The organism is Acinetobacter bereziniae (assembly GCF_016576965.1).
Taxonomy (GTDB): domain Bacteria; phylum Pseudomonadota; class Gammaproteobacteria; order Pseudomonadales; family Moraxellaceae; genus Acinetobacter; species Acinetobacter bereziniae.
In genome coordinates this window covers 497294-516529 of sequence record NZ_CP066119.1, presented here as the reverse complement: position 1 = coordinate 516529, position 19236 = coordinate 497294, and the positions used below count along the sequence as shown (strand labels likewise).

Annotated in this window: 21 protein-coding genes and 1 pseudogene; 8 read left to right on the top strand and 14 right to left on the bottom strand. The window is 40.2% G+C overall.

The features are described from left to right. Positions 1-10 precede the first annotated feature (10 nt). The 12 genes and pseudogenes from rpsQ to I9192_RS02305 all read right to left on the bottom strand — a co-directional run bounded on the left by rpsQ (position 11) and on the right by I9192_RS02305 (position 6045). Complete coding sequence (gene rpsQ / locus I9192_RS02360) at positions 11-268, bottom strand: 30S ribosomal protein S17 (protein WP_004725698.1); 258 nt, start codon at positions 266-268, stop codon at positions 11-13. Then, positions 265-462, bottom strand: coding sequence for a 50S ribosomal protein L29 (gene rpmC, locus I9192_RS02355; RefSeq protein WP_004825188.1), 198 nt, complete (start codon positions 460-462; stop codon positions 265-267). Before rpmC ends, rpsQ begins: the two co-directional genes overlap by 4 nt. Further along, complete coding sequence (gene rplP / locus I9192_RS02350) at positions 462-875, bottom strand: 50S ribosomal protein L16 (protein ID WP_004825189.1); 414 nt, start codon at positions 873-875, stop codon at positions 462-464. Before rplP ends, rpmC begins: the two co-directional genes overlap by 1 nt. Continuing rightward, positions 815-1631: pseudogene (rpsC, locus tag I9192_RS02345) on the bottom strand (30S ribosomal protein S3). Before rpsC ends, rplP begins: the two are co-directional and overlap by 61 nt. Position 1632: 1 nt before the next feature. Then, positions 1633-1962: a 50S ribosomal protein L22 gene (gene rplV / locus I9192_RS02340; protein ID WP_001982638.1), complete on the bottom strand. Its 330-nt coding sequence runs from the start codon at positions 1960-1962 to the stop codon at positions 1633-1635. 11 nt (positions 1963-1973) lie between these two features. After that, complete coding sequence (rpsS, locus tag I9192_RS02335) at positions 1974-2249, bottom strand: 30S ribosomal protein S19 (protein WP_004281508.1); 276 nt, start codon at positions 2247-2249, stop codon at positions 1974-1976. Positions 2250-2268: 19 nt separating this feature from the next. Beyond that, positions 2269-3093, bottom strand: coding sequence for a 50S ribosomal protein L2 (gene rplB / locus I9192_RS02330; RefSeq protein WP_004825191.1), 825 nt, complete (start codon positions 3091-3093; stop codon positions 2269-2271). An 11-nt stretch (positions 3094-3104) separates the two neighbouring features. After that, complete coding sequence (rplW, locus tag I9192_RS02325) at positions 3105-3425, bottom strand: 50S ribosomal protein L23 (protein ID WP_004825192.1); 321 nt, start codon at positions 3423-3425, stop codon at positions 3105-3107. After that, on the bottom strand, positions 3422-4024 hold the full coding sequence (gene rplD, locus I9192_RS02320) for a 50S ribosomal protein L4 (RefSeq protein ID WP_004816870.1): 603 nt from the start codon (positions 4022-4024) through the stop codon (positions 3422-3424). The genes rplW and rplD overlap by 4 nt, the downstream gene beginning before the upstream one ends. A gap of 11 nt (positions 4025-4035) precedes the next feature. Beyond that, the gene (gene rplC / locus I9192_RS02315; protein WP_005034134.1) at positions 4036-4674 is read right to left on the bottom strand and encodes a 50S ribosomal protein L3; all 639 of its coding nucleotides are present in this window, start codon (positions 4672-4674) and stop codon (positions 4036-4038) included. Positions 4675-4733: 59 nt separating this feature from the next. Next, positions 4734-5045 carry a 30S ribosomal protein S10 gene (gene rpsJ / locus I9192_RS02310; protein ID WP_004725677.1) on the bottom strand — a complete coding sequence of 104 codons (312 nt, stop codon included), beginning with the start codon at positions 5043-5045 and terminating at the stop codon, positions 4734-4736. 274 nt (positions 5046-5319) lie between these two features. Beyond that, positions 5320-6045, bottom strand: coding sequence for a type 1 glutamine amidotransferase (locus tag I9192_RS02305; protein WP_004825194.1), 726 nt, complete (start codon positions 6043-6045; stop codon positions 5320-5322). A 180-nt stretch (positions 6046-6225) separates the two neighbouring features. On the opposite strand from I9192_RS02305, the gene I9192_RS02300 reads away from it, so the two are divergent. The 7 genes from I9192_RS02300 (at position 6226) to I9192_RS02270 (ending at position 13342) form a co-directional block, all read left to right on the top strand. Beyond that, positions 6226-7416: a PLP-dependent transferase gene (locus I9192_RS02300; RefSeq protein ID WP_005034145.1), complete on the top strand. Its 1191-nt coding sequence runs from the start codon at positions 6226-6228 to the stop codon at positions 7414-7416. A gap of 191 nt (positions 7417-7607) precedes the next feature. Next, entirely contained in the window at positions 7608-9167 is a 1560-nt protein-coding gene (locus tag I9192_RS02295; RefSeq protein WP_005034147.1) for a helicase HerA-like domain-containing protein, read from the top strand. A 289-nt stretch (positions 9168-9456) separates the two neighbouring features. Continuing rightward, positions 9457-10218, top strand: coding sequence for a globin domain-containing protein (locus tag I9192_RS02290; RefSeq protein WP_005034149.1), 762 nt, complete (start codon positions 9457-9459; stop codon positions 10216-10218). 163 nt (positions 10219-10381) lie between these two features. Further along, entirely contained in the window at positions 10382-10729 is a 348-nt protein-coding gene (locus I9192_RS02285) for a hypothetical protein (RefSeq protein ID WP_200150086.1), read from the top strand. Between the two features lie 73 nt (positions 10730-10802). Continuing rightward, on the top strand, positions 10803-11243 hold the full coding sequence (locus I9192_RS02280; RefSeq protein ID WP_004825199.1) for an RrF2 family transcriptional regulator: 441 nt from the start codon (positions 10803-10805) through the stop codon (positions 11241-11243). 155 nt (positions 11244-11398) lie between these two features. Beyond that, positions 11399-12253, top strand: a complete 855-nt coding sequence (yihA, locus tag I9192_RS02275; RefSeq protein WP_004825201.1) for a ribosome biogenesis GTP-binding protein YihA/YsxC — start codon at positions 11399-11401, stop codon at positions 12251-12253. A 141-nt stretch (positions 12254-12394) separates the two neighbouring features. Beyond that, positions 12395-13342, top strand: coding sequence for a metal-dependent hydrolase (locus I9192_RS02270; RefSeq protein WP_004825204.1), 948 nt, complete (start codon positions 12395-12397; stop codon positions 13340-13342). Between the two features lie 458 nt (positions 13343-13800). Here the strand turns inward: I9192_RS02270 and I9192_RS02265 are convergent, their stop codons facing one another. After that, positions 13801-15039 (bottom strand): dicarboxylate/amino acid:cation symporter, encoded by a 1239-nt coding sequence (locus I9192_RS02265; protein WP_010590770.1) that lies wholly within the window; start codon positions 15037-15039, stop codon positions 13801-13803. A gap of 156 nt (positions 15040-15195) precedes the next feature. Further along, a complete protein-coding gene (locus tag I9192_RS02260; RefSeq protein WP_005034152.1) occupies positions 15196-16071 on the bottom strand; it encodes an acyl-CoA thioesterase in 876 nt (291 codons plus the stop codon). Between the two features lie 290 nt (positions 16072-16361). On the opposite strand from I9192_RS02260, the gene plsB reads away from it, so the two are divergent. Further along, positions 16362-18947 (top strand): glycerol-3-phosphate 1-O-acyltransferase PlsB, encoded by a 2586-nt coding sequence (plsB, locus tag I9192_RS02255; RefSeq protein ID WP_005034154.1) that lies wholly within the window; start codon positions 16362-16364, stop codon positions 18945-18947. Positions 18948-19236 lie beyond the last annotated feature (289 nt).

Below are 19236 nucleotides of genomic sequence, written 5' to 3'. Positions count from 1 at the left end.
GAACGTCTAATTACTCAGCAGCTGCTTCAATAACTTCCACTAAAGTCCAAGCTTTAGTTTTTGAAATTGGGCGGCTTTCTTTAATGGTTACAACATCACCAGTTTTAGCAGTGTTGTTCTCATCATGAGCGTGTAATTTTGTTGAACGGCGGATTGATTTGCCATACAACGGGTGTTGAACGCGGCGTTCGATAAGTACAACAATAGACTTGTCCATTTTGTCACTTACTACTTTGCCTGTTAACGTGCGAACTGTTTGCTCACTCATTGTGCGTTCCCCTGTTTTTCGGTAAGGAGGGTCTTGATACGAGCAATAGTCTTACGAGTTAACGCAACTTCATGCGATTTACCCAATTGACCTGTTGCTTTCGCCATACGAAGACGGAATTGGTTCAACTGTTGCTCATCAAGCAAAGCTGTCAACTCTTCTACCGACTTTTCACGTAGATCTTTAGTTTTCATTACATCACCGTCTTAGTAACGATAGTGGTTTTAAATGGAAGCTTAGCAGCTGCAAGCGTAAACGCTTCGCGTGCCAATTCTTCACTAACACCATCCATTTCGTACAAGATCTTACCTGGTTTGATTTGGCAAACCCAGTATTCCACAGAACCTTTACCTTTACCCATACGAACTTCTAATGGTTTTTCAGTAATTGGTTTGTCTGGGAAAACACGGATAAAGATCTTACCACCACGTTTAACACGACGGCTAATTGTACGACGCGCAGCTTCAATTTGACGTGCAGTCATTTGACCACGTTCAATAGATTTAAGTGCGATTGTACCGAAAGATACTGTGCTACCACGATGCGCTAGACCAGTGTTACGGCCTTTTTGCACCTTACGGAATTTAGTACGTTTAGGTTGCAACATGGATTATTCTCCTTTTTCAGCAGAACGATCATTGCGACGACCACGACGCTCTTGACCTTCACCACGACCGCGACCGCGTTTAGCTGGACGTTCTTCAGCAGGAGCAGGGTTCATGACTTGTTTCATGCCACCTAAGATCTCACCACGGAAAATCCAAACTTTAACACCAATCGTACCGTAAGTAGTTTCAGCACGCATAGTTGCATAGTCGATATCAGCACGAAGTGTATGCAAAGGTACACGACCTTCACGATACCATTCAGTACGTGCAATCTCTGCACCGCCTAAACGACCAGAAACTTCAACTTTGATACCTTTAGCACCAGCACGCATCGTATTTTGAACCGCACGCTTCATAGCACGACGGAACATTACACGTTTCTCTAATTGAGAAGCGATTGCTTCAGCAACTAAACGAGCGTCTAAATCTGGGCGATCGATTTCGTTGATGCTTACTTGCGCTGGAACACCCATAATAGTGGTGAGTTCACGCTGTAATTTTTCAATGTCTTCGCCTTTTTTACCGATCACGATACCTGGACGAGCAGAGCTAATTGTTACTTTAGCAGCGCCTGTAGGACGTTCGATAAGAATATTGCTGATCATCGCGCTTTTAAGTTTTTTAGTTAAAAACTCACGAACTTGAAGATCTTTAAGCAAATATTCAGCGTATTGTTTCGGACTCGCATACCAGTTGGCGTTATGACGTTTTACAACACCAAGGCGGATACCGATTGGATGAACCTTCTGACCCATATCAAACCCCTACCTTAACGGTAATGTGACAAGTACGCTTAGTAATACGATCTGCACGGCCTTTAGCACGTGGCATAATACGTTTAAGGCTCATGCCTTCATCAACGTAAATCGTAGATACTTTAAGATCGTCAACATCTAAACTGTTATTGTGTTCAGCGTTTGCAATCGCAGATTCCAAAGCTTTTTTAACTAAAACTGCAGCTTTTTTGTTGCTGAAGTTCAAGATATTTAAAGCATGCGCAACAGATTTGCCGCGAATTAGGTCTGCAACCAAACGTGCTTTTTGTGCCGAGATAGCGGCACCGCGTAATTTAGCAGTTACTTCCATCATAGCACCTATTAACGTTTAGACTTCTTGTCAACACCGTGACCACGATAGGTACGAGTTGGCGCGAATTCACCTAATTTATGACCAACCATATGTTCAGATACGATCACTGGAACATGGTTACGGCCATTGTGTACAGAAATTGTTAAACCAACAAAATCCGGGAGGATCATCGAACGACGCGACCAAGTTTTGATCGGCTTACGGTTATTAGCCGCGATTGCCGCTTCAACCTTAGCGAACAAGTGCGCATCGACGAATGGGCCTTTTTTCAGAGAACGAGGCATTGTCAGATTCCTTTACTTGTTACTTAACGCGACGGTCGCGAATGATCATCTTAGTCGTACGCTTATTGGTACGAGTCTTGTACCCTTTAGCTTTTTGACCCCATGGGCTTACAGGTTGAATACCTTTGTTACGCCCTTCACCACCACCATGTGGATGGTCTACTGGGTTCATCGCCATACCACGAACGGTAGGACGAACGCCACGCCAGCGTGCAGCACCTGCTTTACCAAGTGAACGAAGGTTGCTTTCTGAGTTAGATACTTCACCTAACACAGCACGACATTCAACGTGTACTTTACGCATTTCGCCTGAACGAAGACGAATGATTGCGTAAGAACCGTCACGACCTAACAACTGAGCAGAAGTACCAGCTGAACGCACTAATTGTGCACCTTTACCGATTTTAAGCTCGATGTTATGTAGTGTAGAACCGATAGGCATGTTACGAAGTGGCAAGCAGTTACCTGGACGAATTGGAGCATCGTTACCAGACTGTACTTTATCACCAGCACGTAAACCTTTAGCAGCGATAATATAACGACGTTCACCGTCAGCATATTTCAATAAAGCAATATGAGATGTACGGTTAGGATCGTATTCAATACGCTCAACTACAGCAGGAATGCCATCTTTGTTACGTTTAAAGTCAACGATACGGTAGTGTTGTTTATGACCACCACCAACGTGACGAGTAGTAATGTGACCGTTGTTATTACGACCACCAGTACGTTTTTTAGCTTCAACCAACGGTGCATAAGGCGCGCCTTTGTGAAGGTGATCATGAACCACTTTCTCTACAAAGCGACGTCCTGGAGACGTTGGCTTACATTTTTGAATCGGCATAATTTTCGTCCTTATTCCGCTGCGCTTTCAGCGGTATCGCCCAAGTCAGCCATTTCAACATCTTGGCCAGCTTTCAGGGTGACGTATGCTTTCTTAACATCAGAACGACGTCCTAATGTACGACCAAAGCGCTTAGTCTTACCTTTAGTGATAGTCGTGTTAACTTTAACAACTTCCACACCAAATAATTGTTCTACTGCTTTTTTGATTTCAAGCTTGTTTGCATCAAGTGCAACTTTAAATACTTGAACACCAGCAGTTTCACCTAAAACTTGTGCTTTTTCTGAGAATACAGGTCCTTTTAGGACTTGATAGATACGTTCGTTGTTCATCCGAGTTCTACCTCAATTTTCTTAGCAGCAGCAACAGACATAACAACTTTATCGAACGCAATCAAACCAACAGGATCGATCCCAGCAGCATCAACCACATCAACGTGTGGAAGGTTACGTGCAGCTAAGTATAGATTTTCATCTACAGCTTCAGTAACGATTAATGCGCGAGTAGCGTTCAAGCCGTTTAGTTTTGCAAGCAATTCTTTAGTTTTTGGAGCTTCAACTGCAAACTCTTCAACCAATACAAGACGATCTTGGCGAACAAGTTCAGCTAAGATACATTGCATTGCACCGCGGTACATTTTACGGTTAACTTTTTGAGACCAATCTTGTGGACGAGCAGCAAAAGTTTTACCACCACCAACCCAGATTGGGCTACGAATAGAACCAGCACGAGCGCGGCCAGTACCTTTTTGACGGAATGGTTTTTTACCACCGCCAGAAACGTCTGCACGTGACTTCTGAGCTTTAGAACCTTGACGACCACCAGCTAAATAAGCTGTAACAACTTGGTGTACAAGAGCTTCATTAAATTCACGTCCGAAAGCAACTTCAGACAATTCAACAGCAGAGCCGGAAACAGTTTTTAAATTCACGTTATTTCCCCTCAGGCCTTGATCGTAGGACGAACGATAACGTCGCCACCAGTAGCACCAGGAACCGCACCTTTAACAACAAGAACTGAACGTTCTGCGTCAATAGATACAATCTCAAGACCTTGTACAGTTACGCGATCATCACCTAAGTGACCAGGCATTTTTTTACCTTTGAACACGCGACCAGGAGTCTGGTTTTGACCTGTAGAACCGATTACACGGTGAGATACAGAGTTACCATGTGTAGCATCTTGCGTACGGAAGTTCCAACGCTTAACACCACCTTGGAAACCTTTACCTTTTGATTGACCAGTAACATCAACAACTTGACCTACTGTGAACAAATCAACACCGATAGTTCCACCAACTTCACGACCTTCAAGATCAGCTTCTGCAACGCGGAATTCTTTAACCAAACGACCAGCAGCAACACCAGCTTTCGCAAAGTGACCTTTTTGAGCGTTAGTTACGCGAGATTCGCGACGTTCACCAGTAGTGATTTGAATCGCTTGATAACCATCAGTTTCAAGCGTTTTGATTTGAGTGATACGGTTAGGATCAACCTCAATCACTGTTACAGGCACAGAAACACCAGCATCTGTAAAGATACGTGTCATACCGCACTTGCGACCGACTAAACCAATAGCCATGTGCATAAACCTCTAAAAAAGCGGCTTAATTAACTTAGAGCGTTAATTAACCGAAAGCCTTAACCCAATGCGATCTGAACATCAACACCAGCTGCAAGATCCAACTTCATCAATGCATCTACAGTTTTGTCTGTAGGTTGAACGATGTCGATCAAACGTTTATATGTGCGGATTTCATATTGGTCACGCGCATCTTTGTTCACGTGTGGTGATGTCAAAACGTTAAAACGTTCGATGCGAGTAGGCATCGGAATTGGACCACAAACTTGTGCGCCAGTACGTTTTGCTGTTTCTACGATCTCTTGAGAAGATTGATCAATTAAACGATGATCAAAAGACTTAAGACGGATACGAATTCTCTGGTTAGACATACCAGTTAACTCCAAGCCAAATATATAAAGAATCACCCTTGACGCATCTCACCCCACTAAATAAGGCAAGTGTCAAAGGCAGTGAAAATCACTAAGGTCGTGATCGATGCCACGACTGTAACGATCTGAATGACTTTCTTCGCCATTCATCCCTTCATATCGAAGGGTCGCCCATTATAACGATTGTTTAACGCTTAAGCAAATAAATTTAGATTTTTTTCGCAGTATTCCAATATTGGTAAAGAAATAAAATGTTTAAGATTTAAACAAAGGTTTAAACCCTTAAAACATAGTCAATTGCATGATTCAGCAACTGGTTTCCAATGACATAATCTGCGTTTGGCGTTTTTTTCAAATTGGAGAGTGACTGATTATGTATATCGCTAAATACCATTCCTTCCTCTTCATGCTCGATAAATATGTTTAAGCTATGCGGTGTAATTTCTGGATGAAACTGGAAACCCAAAACATTTTTACCAATTTGATAGAGTTGATTTGGACATGCTTGATTTTCTGCCAAACGAATCGCACCTTTAGGAATATCAAAAGTCTCACTATGCCACTGCATGACACTGATTTGCTCAGGAAGTTGAAAGTATTCTGCTGGCACATGATCACTTTTGTTGACAAAAGTCCAGCCTAACTCTTGCACATTATTACGGCGCACATTTGCACCAAGTGCATTAGCAATTAACTGCCCACCCAAGCACAAGCCAATTGCCGGTTTCTCAGATGCCAAATAACGTCTAATCCAGCGTTTTTCCACTTTTAACCAAGGAAAGTTTGCTTCATCATTTACACTCATTTCCCCACCCATAATAATGAGCAAATCCACATCATTGACATGAGGTAATGCATCTATATCTAATGCTGAATCTGTCGGTAAAGCAAAAAACTCTGTTGCAGTAATTTCGGCACCCATTGCCTTTAAATATTCATAGCAACTACCAAAGCCTTCACCTGCAATATGTTGAAAATAATGCACTTTAAGTTTTTTCATGTTATCACCTATTCTTGTTGTATCGACTACGCTACAAATCAAAAAACACAGTTCAACAAATGCAAAAATGAAGCCAATATCAGTTTTATTTATTATTTTTCACAAATTATTGCTTTTCGTCACCGAGTGATTATGTTTTCCTTATTTTAGTCCTGATATTTACAAAATTTGAGTATTCTTGTGAAACTAAAACCACAAACAGCTTTAATTCATTCTCCAAGACAAGCGCCACAGTACATCCATACAGTTCAACCTCCCTTATTTCGTGCATCGACAATCATATTCGAAAATACCGATGCACTATTTAATCGCCATTGGACTGATGATTATGACTATAGTTATGGTACCCACGGCACTCCAACAACTTTCACGCTGGGTGACAACATTGCAAAAATAGAAGGTGGTCAATATTGCTTGCTTACTCCAAGTGGGTTATCAGCCATCAACCTTGTGAACTCATGTTTTTTAAGCCATGGTGATGAAGTTTGGGTTGCAGACAATATCTATGGTCCAAATATGGAACATTTGCGCAATCTTGAACAACGCTATGGGATCATCGTCAAAGTTTATGACCCTATTTGTGCTGACTCATTTCAACCGTCTGAACAAGCAAAATTAATCTGGCTCGAAGCCGCAGGTTCAGTCACGCTTGAATTCCCAGATTTGATTAATTTAGTGAAAAAAGCAAAAGCCAAAAATATACTGGTCGCTTTGGATAATACTTGGGGCGCAGGACTGGCATTTAATGCTTTTGATTTTAGCCAAGAACATTTAGCCGTTGATATCAGCATACATGCACTCACCAAATACCCTAGTGGTGGGGGCGATATTTTGATGGGTTCTGTGGTTACACAAGATCGGGCTTTACATCATCAGTTGTATCGTATGCATGCAATACAAGGAATCTCCATATCAGGTGATGATGCTGCCCAAGTACAACGTAGTCTAGCGTCAATGCAATTGCGTTATCAGCATCAATCTCAAAGTACCTTAAAACTCTTAAACTGGTTAAAACAACAAGCGGTCTTTGCACAGGTTTTACATCCAGCGGACCCAGACAATGTGAGTCACGCTTATTGGAAAGAAACTTGTGAAACTCAGCAAAGTGCTGGACTCGTCAGCGTGATCTTCAAATCCGAATTCGATCTCGCGGCAGTTCGTAAATTTTGCGATCAGCTTCAACTATTTAAGCTCGGATTTAGCTGGGGCGGTCCAGTAAGCCTTGTGATGTTGTATCAACTTGACCAGATGCGTCAGCTAGAACGTCCACATTTACAACAAGGAATCTTGGTGCGTTTTTGTATTGGATTAGAGGATCCAGAAGATTTAATCTATGATATTCAAACAGCTCTTCAAGCGATTTCAATTTAATTTATATCTGATATTTTTTTAATATAGCGCTTTAATGACTTCACGTATCGCTTTTGATACGTGAAAACTTTTTATCACTGAACACAGATTTACAACATCATCATTTTATGCAATTTTGTATAACAATAAGCATATAAATACCGAGTCAAATGAATAAGATTCGAACTTAGATCAAAGCTATAGGAATAACAATGGGCACACCAATCGTCATTGCAAAAAAGACCTCAGATTCCACTCAAGATATTGTTCTACACTCACAATTTGCCAATCGTCACGGACTCATTGCAGGTGCGACAGGTACTGGTAAAACCGTAACCCTAAAAGTGCTCGCTGAAAGTTTTTCCAGAATTGGTGTTCCAGTATTTCTTGCTGATGCCAAAGGTGATGTATCCAGTATTGCCAAAGCTGGCTCAAGCAATCCTAAATTCGATGAACGCATTAAAAGCTTAGGGATAGACAGTATCCCTTTTGCCGCATCACCAACCATTTTTTGGGATTTATTTGGTGAACAAGGACATCCAATTCGCACCACCATTTCAGAAATTGGTCCCTTATTGTTGGCACAAATGTTGAATTTAAATGATACCCAAGAAGGTGTGCTTTCAGCTGTGTTCCGTGTTGCAGACGACCAAGGTTTATTATTGATTGATTTTAAAGATTTAAAAGCCATGTTGACTTATGTCAGCGAAAATGCTGCTGACTTAAAAGCTGAATATGGCAATCTCTCTCCTGCCAGCTTAGGTGCAATCCAACGTAATTTATTGGCTTTAGGAGATCAAGGCGGACAGCGTTTTTTTGGTGAACCAAGCCTAGACATTATGGATTTTATTCAAACTGATTCAAATGGGCATGGCTACATCAACCTATTGGCTGCGGATAAGTTGATGAATACGCCAAAGCTTTATGCAACCTTTTTGCTGTGGATGCTTTCAGAGTTATTTGAGAAATTGCCTGAAGTCGGTGATTTAGACAAACCTAAATTGGTATTCTTTTTCGATGAAGCTCATTTATTATTCAATAATGCCAGTCCAACATTGCAAGAAAAAATCCAACAAGTGGTTCGTCTGATTCGTTCAAAAGGCGTGGGTATTTATTTCATCACTCAAAGCCCACTGGATATTCCTGAAAATGTATTAGGGCAATTGGGAAATCGAGTACAACATGCCTTACGTGCATTCACCCCCAAGGACCAAAAAGCAGTAAAAACAGCTGCAGATACTTTCCGTGCCAACCCTGAATTCAAAGTTGATCAAGCCATTACAGAGCTGGCAGTTGGTGAGGCATTAATTAGTTTTCTGGATGAGCAAGGCACCCCCCAAATTGTAGAGCGTGGTATGGTTATGCCACCCTACTCCTCTTTTAGCCCAATCACACCTGAAGAACGTAAAGCTCTGATGGCACAAAGTATTGTGGCGGGTGTTTATGACAATGAAGTGGATCGTGACAGTGCCTATGAAATGCTTCAACGTAAAGTGACCGACAACACACAGCAACAAGTTGCCTTTGAAGCTGCCGCACAACAAGCCAAACAATTGGAAGAACTCGCAAAACAGCAACAAGTCCTAGACAAACAACAAGCCAAAGAGCAAGAACGTTTACAAAAAGAAGAAGCCAAAGCCGCCGCTGCTCGTGCCAAACTGACGCAGGATGTCATTGGTACATTTGCCAAGAGTGCAGCCAGAACACTTGGCGGTCCAACAGGACAAAAACTGGTACGTGGCTTATTAGGTTCGTTATTTGGTGGACGTTAATTCTTTTAAACACATCTATGAGGAGCGTTAACGCTCCTTTTTATTTCCCATGCTTTAGCCACATATATTACTTATTTTGATATTTGCTTTTTTCTTATCATTTGCTCCGAACTCATATAAGAACTTTCAGAAAATCTAAAAATAAATTCATTTATTTCAAGCAATAAGGCTTAATCTTAAAATAAACCATAATTATTTTATGTCTTTTTCAAATAGATGTATTGCAAATATTTTTAATAAGATGTATTTTAAATACATCTTATAAAGCCAGATAAAAAAGGTCTAGCCAATGACTCCACAGCATATTGAACTTGTAAAATCTACAGTCCCTGTACTTCGTGAAAATGGTGTTGCATTAACCAGCTATTTTTATAAAAGAATGTTGGGTAATAATCCTGAGCTGAACAATATTTTCAACTTAGATAGTCAAAACTCAGGTCGCCAACCTCGTGCACTTGCAGCAGCAGTTTTGGCTTATGCTGAGAATATTGAAAATCCTGCTGTTTTAGCAAAAGCAGTTCAACACATTACGACCAAGCATGTTAGCTTAGATATTCAACCTGATCAGTATTCAATTGTCGGAGAGAATCTACTGCATTCTATTAGCGAAGTTTTAGATGTGCCGATGGACTCTGAATTGATTGCTGCATGGAAAGTGGCTTATCTACAATTGGCAGATATTTTGATTGGTGTTGAAAAGCAAAAATATGAAAACCTAGTTGCTCAAAATGGCGGTTGGGCAGGTTGGAGAGCATTTAAAATTATCGCGATTGAAGTATCTGAAAACGGTAAAATATTTACTGTACAGTCAGCAGATCAACAGACAGTTGCCCAGATTCATGGAGGCGAATTCATTTCAGTGAAAGTAAAAGTACCGCAAAAAAATATTGAGCAACCACATCAATACACTGTCCTTCAGGCGACTGAAAACACTTATCAATTTGCTGTAAAGCCTGAAGAAAATCACACTGAATATTCGGTATCCAATATATTATTGAATCACTATCAAGTGGGTGATCAAGTCAAATTGACTGCACCACAGGTAAAATAATACTCAATGATATTTCCCGTAATGTATGGTGTCTGATTAATCCATACATTACGATGCTTTGAATAGCTCAAAATCTCTACACTATCGTTGATCTTTTTGCGCTTTAACTTTTAAATCAATATTTATACACTGATACTTATATTGATGAACCAGAGTTCAGATCATGCAACGTATCATATTGATTCTCAGTCTAAGCATTAGTTTGTTATCTTTTTCAGTGGCTAGCCATACAGCTGAAATAAAATCTTCTACGCAATGTAAAGATCAAGCAATCAAACAAGCCGCCAAACTTTTAGAGTTTCATTTTGGTCCAGATGATCGTATTGAAATTCAACCAGAGGTCAAAGCGCTTCCATCTATCGTCAACCCACGTAATAAAAAGCAAAGATTCGATGTATTAGAAGTCTGGGGCTACATATATAAAGGTCAGTATCGTATGCGCTTTGAGTATTATAGCCAAAGTGGTTGCATACTCATGGGACAAGAGATCCTCGAATATGCCAATTTGTAGACAACATATCTTTCATTGTCTATTCACGCTAAGATAAACATGCAATCTGTTCATGTCCAATTAATTTAAATCTATGCAACTTAATAAATTTACCGACTATGCCTTACGTATTTTGATGTACATCTCTCTTCCAAGAGATACACCTTATACGATTGCCGAAATTGCACAAGACTTGAATGTTTCACAGAATCATTTGGTTAAAATTGTGCATTTTATGGGAAAACAGGACTGGTTAATTACCACGCGTGGTAAAGGTGGAGGTTTACGCTTAAACCCTGTAATCCTTGAGTTTCGATTAGGGCATATCGTGCGCATCCTGCAAGGTGATGCACAAATCGTAGAATGCAATACCCCACCATGCGTCCTTCGCCCTCGTTGCGGTTTAAAAGGTATTCTAGATCAGGCAGTTGAACAGTTTTATCAGAGTTTAGACCAATATACGGTTGCCGATGTTTTAAATGCCCCACCACAAACTACCATTGTTAACTCTCCTATCCCAAACTTGAATGTTTAAGCATTTGGATCTCAATTGAACTGTTTTAAAATTATTTTAATGTCTGCATTTAAATAAGCGCCTCAATCCCGTTTGAATTATCTGTGTCAAAATTCGCTTGAATCTTCGACTTCCTTTATAATGTCCCTTGTTTATCCATTTATTGAAGTTGAAGTATGCATCGCAGCAGTGGAAAGTCTAAAAATAGTAAGGCATCACATGCCCCTAAACAGAAAATCAGTTATGAAAAAAAGGCTGATCCTGCGATTTCGGAATACTCAACCTCATCTTTAAACTGGTTACGTAAAGCTGAATTCTTGATGAGTGCGCCAAAACTGAATCTTTGTGTAGAAGATACAGGTTATGAAATCGCCTTTGCGGGTCGCTCAAATGCAGGGAAATCCAGCGCCATCAATGCACTAACCAATCAAAAACAATTGGCACGCGCATCTAAGAAACCTGGTCGCACCCAAATGATTAACTTCTTTAGCTTGGGAAATCCAGACCAACGTCTAGTCGACTTACCGGGTTATGGTTATGCCGCTGTCCCTGAAGCAATGAAAATCGTTTGGCAAAAAGAACTTGAAAATTATTTGATTCATCGAAAAAGTTTACAAGGCTTAGTTTTATTGATGGATATTCGCCATCCTCTGCAACATTTTGATGTCATGATGTTGGAATGGGCATATTCTCGTCATTTGTTTGTACACGTTCTACTCACTAAAGCAGATAAGCTCAATCGTGGTCCTGCCAATAAAGCATTGTTAGAAGTACAGCAACAACTCAAAAAGATGAAGCTGAACTTTTCGATTCAACTGTTCTCATCACTGAATAAACAAGGTTTAGAAGAACTCGCTTCTGTGATGGCAGGTCGTCTAAATTACACCTTAGATAAAACTTTAGGCTTTGATCTCGATGCGATTCCAGAACTCAGTGCTGACGACATCGAAGATGAGTTTATCGATCAAGATGCTGAAGCAGACCTTGATGTTGAAAATATTGATGGAAATATAAATGAAAAACCAGAGTAACAACTAAAAATCGTCTTGTCTGACAAAATTCATCACATATTGATACTTCAATGTCCTAAATTGCTAATAACTATTTAGGACATTTTTTTATACTTGAATAAATAAAGTGTGAAATCACCAAAGAAAAATTAGGACACTGTGATGAAGTTACTCGCTAAATTTAAAAACAGTCGGATTGGATCGTCTATTCAGTACCACATCAAACCACGTAAAGTGAAGTTTGAATGGCAAGACACACCAGTCGATTGGATTCCAAATCAGCCTTTTGTCAGCTACTTTATCAACGAGATCAACAATATTCTTCCTGCGGGTGAGTTTTGGTTCTGCCGTTTATACAACCGCGTTTTACCCAAAGTCACAGATGAAAAACTTGCAGAAGATGTTCGTGCTTTTATCCGCCAAGAAGCCATGCATGCACAAGCACATGTGTCAGCAAATAAAGAATACTTAACCGTTCGCCATATTGATATTCAAAGAAATCTTGAAATTATGGATTTCTTGTTTGGAAAGTTACTGGCAGATCAACCACTTGGTTTCAAAGTTCCTAAAGTTCTTGATCATCAATGGGATTTGTTCCGTTTAGGTATTGTGGCAACTGTTGAACATATGACCTGTGTATTGGGTAAATATGCACTTTATAATAAAAAGTGGGCTGAATTAGGCGCAGATCCAAACATGCTCGATTTGGTCAAATGGCATGGTGCAGAAGAGATTGAACATCGCACAGTTGCATTTGATCTATATCGTCACTTAGGTGGTGGTTATATTTCACGTTATTATCAAAGTGTGATCGTGATTGCTGCCGTATTAGGTTTATGGGTAGATGGTGCTGCACATATCATGGGACAAGACCCACGTTTTGCAGACAAAAAGCCAGCATTCTATAAACCTTGGATTTGGCGTGAATGGGCAAGTATTGCACAATCTGACAATCGTTTAATGCCACACCCTCTTTGGTTGGTTTCACAGCAGTTGGGGTATTTAATGCCATGGTACGACCCTGTACATGAAGCCAAAACTGAAGATGCAATTGCGTATTTAGATCAATCGCCTGCTGCAAAACGCGCTTTGCCTAGAGTTGCAGCATAGGGACTGCTCAAGCCTAAATAGTACTGAAATCAAAAAAGCAGGATTTTAAATCCTGCTTTTTTATGCTTAACACCTGATGTTACGCACTTGATTTAAATTAAGTAGGTGAAAAAGAAAAAGCTAAATTTACACGACGGAGACTTACATCCAAAGTTTAAATTTATGGAATAGCCTTCGGCTCGAGGTACTTTTGCTTTGGCATGAGGAGCAAAGCTCCGCAAGGGCAACCATCTTGTGCAGCGACATCGCTGCTCACCGCAGAACTCATTCACTATCGTCAAAATATTCAAAATTTCGCAGAAACTTTACTTATTAGAAGGAGTTCTGCCTCAAGCAATTGCGGATGACGTTTCCGCGTATCCACATTCTTCTAGCTCCAAAATTTAATTTTAGAGTTACTGCGTAACATCAGTTAACACTTTAAAATAAGTGCATAACGCTTCTGTCTACACCCTGTACTAAGATGAACTTTCCATATCTCGAGTATGTCGATCAACCACAACACTGATCATCATATCCCCTTGCACATTCACTACAGTACGCACCGTATCGAGAATTCGATCAATTGGTAATAAAATCGCAATCGCCTCAGCAGGCAAGCCCACAGACTGTAAGACCATAATCATGGTGACCATACCTGCGCTTGGGATTCCTGGGGCACCTAATGATGCAATCATCGCTGTCAAACACACAATAATTTGTTGGGTAATCGATAACTCCAATCCCATGAGGTTTGCAATAAATAATGCTGCTGCTGCTTCATAAAGTGCGGTCCCATCCATGTTTAACTGCGAACCGAATGGAACGACAAAACCTGCAATTTGTGGACGTACCCCTAAATTTTCTTGGGTACATTTCAGACTTAAAGGCATTGTTGCTGAACTTGAACTGGTCGCAAAGGCCGTGATTAATGCCGCACGCGTTCCTTTGAAAAAAGTGATGGGATCCATTTTCCCAAAAATCCATAACAACAGCGGTAGAACCACCACGCCATGAAATATGGTTGTCCCAGTAACCACAATCGCAAACTCAGCAAGACGGCTCAAAATAGAGATGTCTTCTGTTGCAATCAGCTTTGCCATTAAGGCAAAAATACCAATTGGCGCAACTTTCATTACCCAACCAACCAACATCATCATAATGTCAAAAAATTGACGTGCCAGTTGTTTGATTGAATTAAAACGTTCTCCGCCCTGCACCAATGCTAAACCCAATAACAATGCAAACAGCACAACCGCCAAAACATTGCCATCGCTAAAAGCTTTAAAAGGGTTAATTAAGGTATTTTGAATAAAATTGGTCAGAAATGAACTAGGCGTTAATGAATCAGGGCTTTTATGCTGACTCATAGCATCTTTAAACAAGTCAATATCCACACCCTGCCCGACATGGAAAAAGTGAGTGGAGGCCAAACCAAGAATCAGTGCCAAAGTGGTTGTCGTTACACAGCAAGCTAAGGTAATTTTCCAGACACGGCTTAACTGGCTACCTGCTTCTAAATTAGAAACCCCAACTAAAATTGAACTGAAAATTAGCGGTACCAACAGCATTTTGAGTAAACCAATAAAAATACTGCTGGCGATACTCAAAGTATAAATACTGCCGTCTAAAAACTGAGTATCAGGGAATTGGTTTAACAGAAATCCAAATGCCACACCAAGAATGGCGGCAATTAAAATTTGGGTATTTAAGCTCATCGTCATTGACTGTTATATATTTTCACATTTTAAACTATGCCATTGAAGTTATTTAGAATCGAGCATTTTTTTGTCACAAGCTCTGCTAAAAAATAGAAAAGCCATCAATGGTGATGGCTTAATTCTTTATGGTTTAATCCTGAATGGTTTATTCGTTTATTGTGTTTCGATTTCACGTACACGCATCAGACCTTCCTGAACAGTACTACACACCAATTCACCATTTTGCCACATCCGCCCAAAGTTTAGACCGCGTGAATTTGCACTGACCGTTGCATCCATGTCATACAGCATCCAATCATCTGCTTTGACAGGCTTATGAAAGTAGATCGCATGATCAATACTCGCACACTGCAAACTTGGCGAGAGATAGTTTAAACCGTGTGGACGCAATGCAGTCATCATCAAGGTATAATCTGAATAGAAGGCAACAATCGCCTGATTTAATGAAATATCATCTACCAATTCCGCGGCTAATGGCTCATGTGTACGCAAATAATGCGCATAGGATGGCGCTTCTGGCTGCGGTTGAAAAGGATTGGTTACGTTAATCGGACGAATTTCTACCTGACGTGGACGCATAAATGCAGCACGAATGTTTTCAGGAATAAAACTGATTAAATTTTCTTTTAATTCCTGTTCAGATTTTAATGATTCTGGATCTGGATATTCAGGTTCAGCAATTTGATAATTCAACCCCTCTTCAGGTGTTGCAAATGAAACCATTGCTGAAAAAATAGTACGCCCATGTTGAATGGCACGCACTTGACGACTTAAAAAGCTTTTACCATCACGCAAACGATCCACTTCATAAATAATCGGGGCATTAATATCCCCACCATATAAGAAGTAGGCATGCAATGAATGTACAGGACGGTCCGCAGTATATGATGCTGCTCGTAGCGCTTGCCCTAAAACCTGTCCACCAAAAACACGTTTGCCCACTAAGTTTCGGCTTTGACCACGGAAAATATGTTCTTCAAGTTTTTCTAGCGTTAAAAGCTCTACAAGCTCTTGGGTTAAAGCATTCATAAGTGACCTATCTATATACTGACTTTATTCAAATGGATAGAATAAAGTATTCATATTTTAGAGATTTAACTCTATTTTGCCATAAATCCAGAGTGATAAACTAAACTTTCATAAACCATGCTGTCACTTCTCTTGTCTAGCTGGATTGTTTAAAATACGATTTTTAACGATAAAATCTGACAAGAAATAGTGAATTTGTCAGAAAATGACATCCTGTTCTGTGCTTCAATTACAGAAACTTTTATTTTTATACGCTGTATTGCGTGATTCATCATTGGCTAGGAGTATTTATGTCCAAGAGTGGCTTTGGTCAAATGTATCGTCGACTTTCGAGTAAAATACTTGACCTTGTGGTAACCCCACATGTTCTTGGAGAGGTTCCTACAGAAACTCCAACGCTAGACCAGTCAACAGATCGCACTGAAAATAATACATCAACACCTCAGAAAGTAGTGTGTTATGTATTACAGAATTACTCTAGAAGTAATGCTTTGGTCGTTGATGGTGAAACACGTCGTTTACAACTTGCGCCAGCCCTTGATCCACTAGTGATTGGTGCGAACCGTGAAAAAGCGGCGATTCTGTTTTTACAGCATCAGGATGAAAATAATTATTTTAACCCTCCTGAGCATGCATTTCCGCCACGTTTACTCCGATTGATTGAGTCTCTGGATCAAGATTCGAACTTAGACATTGAGCTGATTCCTGTGACAGTATTATGGGGACGTTCACCTGATAAAGAAGATTCTTGGTTTAAACTTTTGTTTACCGACACTTGGGCGACACCAAGTAAAGTCAAACAATTGATGAATATCGGCTTACATGGTCGTCAGTCCTTCTTAGAATTTCATGAAGCACAATCACTGCGTGGCTTAGTTGAACATGCAAAAATCCATCATCCCAACATTTCTCCAGCAACCTATATTGTCAATCAACTCAATGACTTTCTAGATCGCCAGCGAGAAGTTATTCTTGGACCAGATTTATCTGATCGCCGTAATGTGATGCAATCTTTGATCAAAGCACCTGATGTCCAAGATGCGATTCGCAAAGAAAGTGTTCGCTCTAAAATCAGTATGATTGATGCTGAACGTCGTGCCATCGGTTTTGTCAACGAAATTGCATCGGATTATTCCGCTTCGGCTGTACGCTTTGCCGATATGGCATTAACCCGTCTATGGACGCAACTTTACGATGGTGTTGAAGTACATAACTTCAATACAGTACGTGAATTGGTCAAAGACTATGAAGTGATTTATACCCCATGTCATCGCAGTCATATTGACTACTTACTGTTGTCTTATGTGATTTATAAACGTGGTTTGATGGTGCCGTATATTGCCGCTGGTGATAACTTGAATATGCCATTTGTAGGGCAATTGCTTCGTGGTGGTGGTGCATTCTTTATTCGTCGCTCTTTCCGTGGTAATGCTTTATATACATCAGTGTTTAAAGAATATTTATTCAGCATTCTTTCTCGTAATACGCCACTTGAATACTTTATTGAAGGTGGGCGCTCTCGCACAGGACGCTTATTACCTCCTAAAACAGGGATGTTGGCAATGACGGTACATGGTCACTTACGTGGTCGTGCCAAACCGATTGTTTTCATTCCAACCTATGTGGGATATGAACGCTTGATGGAAGGCGCAACCTATGTGGGTGAAATGAATGGTAAACCCAAAGAGGCTGAATCCATTTGGGGGATTGTACAAACCCTGAAAAAAATTGAGCGTATTTTTGGTAAAGTACATGTTAACTTCGGCGAACCTGTGTTTTTAGACGACTTATTGAAACAGCATGGTGCAGATCAAATCCGCATTGAACACAATGATGCGCCGATCCCTCAAGAAGTATCCAATGCAGTCAACAGTTCTGCCAATGCCATTTTAGAAAATATTAACCGCGCTGTAGTGATCAATCCTGTTTCGCTGTTATCACTTATTTTATTGGCGACACCAAAACACACTTTGGATGAAGAAATCTGCATTAAACAACTGGATACTTATCGTAAGTTATTGACGGCAATTCCTTATGATCAACGCACTCAGGTGACACCACTTTCAGGTAAAGAAATCATTGCTTATGGCATGAAACTGAAATTGATTAAACGGGTTCAGCATGTACTGGGTGATATTATTGCGATTGAAGATAATCAAGCTATTTTACTGACCTACTTCCGCAATAATATTTTACACGCCTTTGTACTTCCATCATTGATTGCTGCTTTGGTCGAGCATAATGGTAAAATCAGCCAGAGCGATCTGCTCAATGTGATTCGCACACTATACCCATTCTTAAAAGCTGAATTGTTTTTAAAATGGAAAGATCATGAAATCAAAGCTCAAGTGACTGAATATGTCGATGCTTTGGCACAAGCAAATTTAATTTTTGTCGATGATGAAGGCTTTATCTTTAGCCCTGCACCAAACTCTGAAGACCACAATCAACTTGCTGTTTTAGCTGCACCTGTTCGTCAAAGTCTTGAACGTTATTACATGACGCTTGCGCTTATTACTCAGCGTGGCTCTGGAAATATCTCAATTCGCCAAGTTGAAGAATTAAGTCATTTGGTTGGACAACGTTTATCCGTATTGTACGAGTTCAATTCACCTGAGTTCTTTGATAAAGCTTTATTCCAAAGTTTTATGAAAGTGTTAATTGAACAAGGTTATATTAAAACCAACGAAGATCATGCAATCGTTTTTGATGAGCAGTTCAGAAATGTTGCGCAATATGCCAATTTGGTACTGGATGATGTGACCTTACAAATGCTTCACCACATTACCTCGTTTACCGATGAGGAGCTAAAAGAGGCGTTAGATGCTTTAGCCGCACAACAAGCCAAGAAGCGTTTAAAGCGCAAGAAAAAATAAATGTCACCCCCCTTCTTCCTTTAGGAGGAGGGGGATGATTAGCTACCTCTCTCCGATTAGGAAATGGGAAATTATAAAAATGTGAATATTTCTATCAAAGAATCTCTCTTTGTTCGGGTTACATTTATATTCATCACCTACTGATCATCTTTATTCTTAGGCTTTATAGCTATAGTCAAACCGCCTGATTATTCATACAAGTGATTTGGATGATTCATTTATTTTGTACTTTTGAATCATAAACAGTATTGCTATCACGAGGCGACATGGATGTCGCCATGTTGAGCGG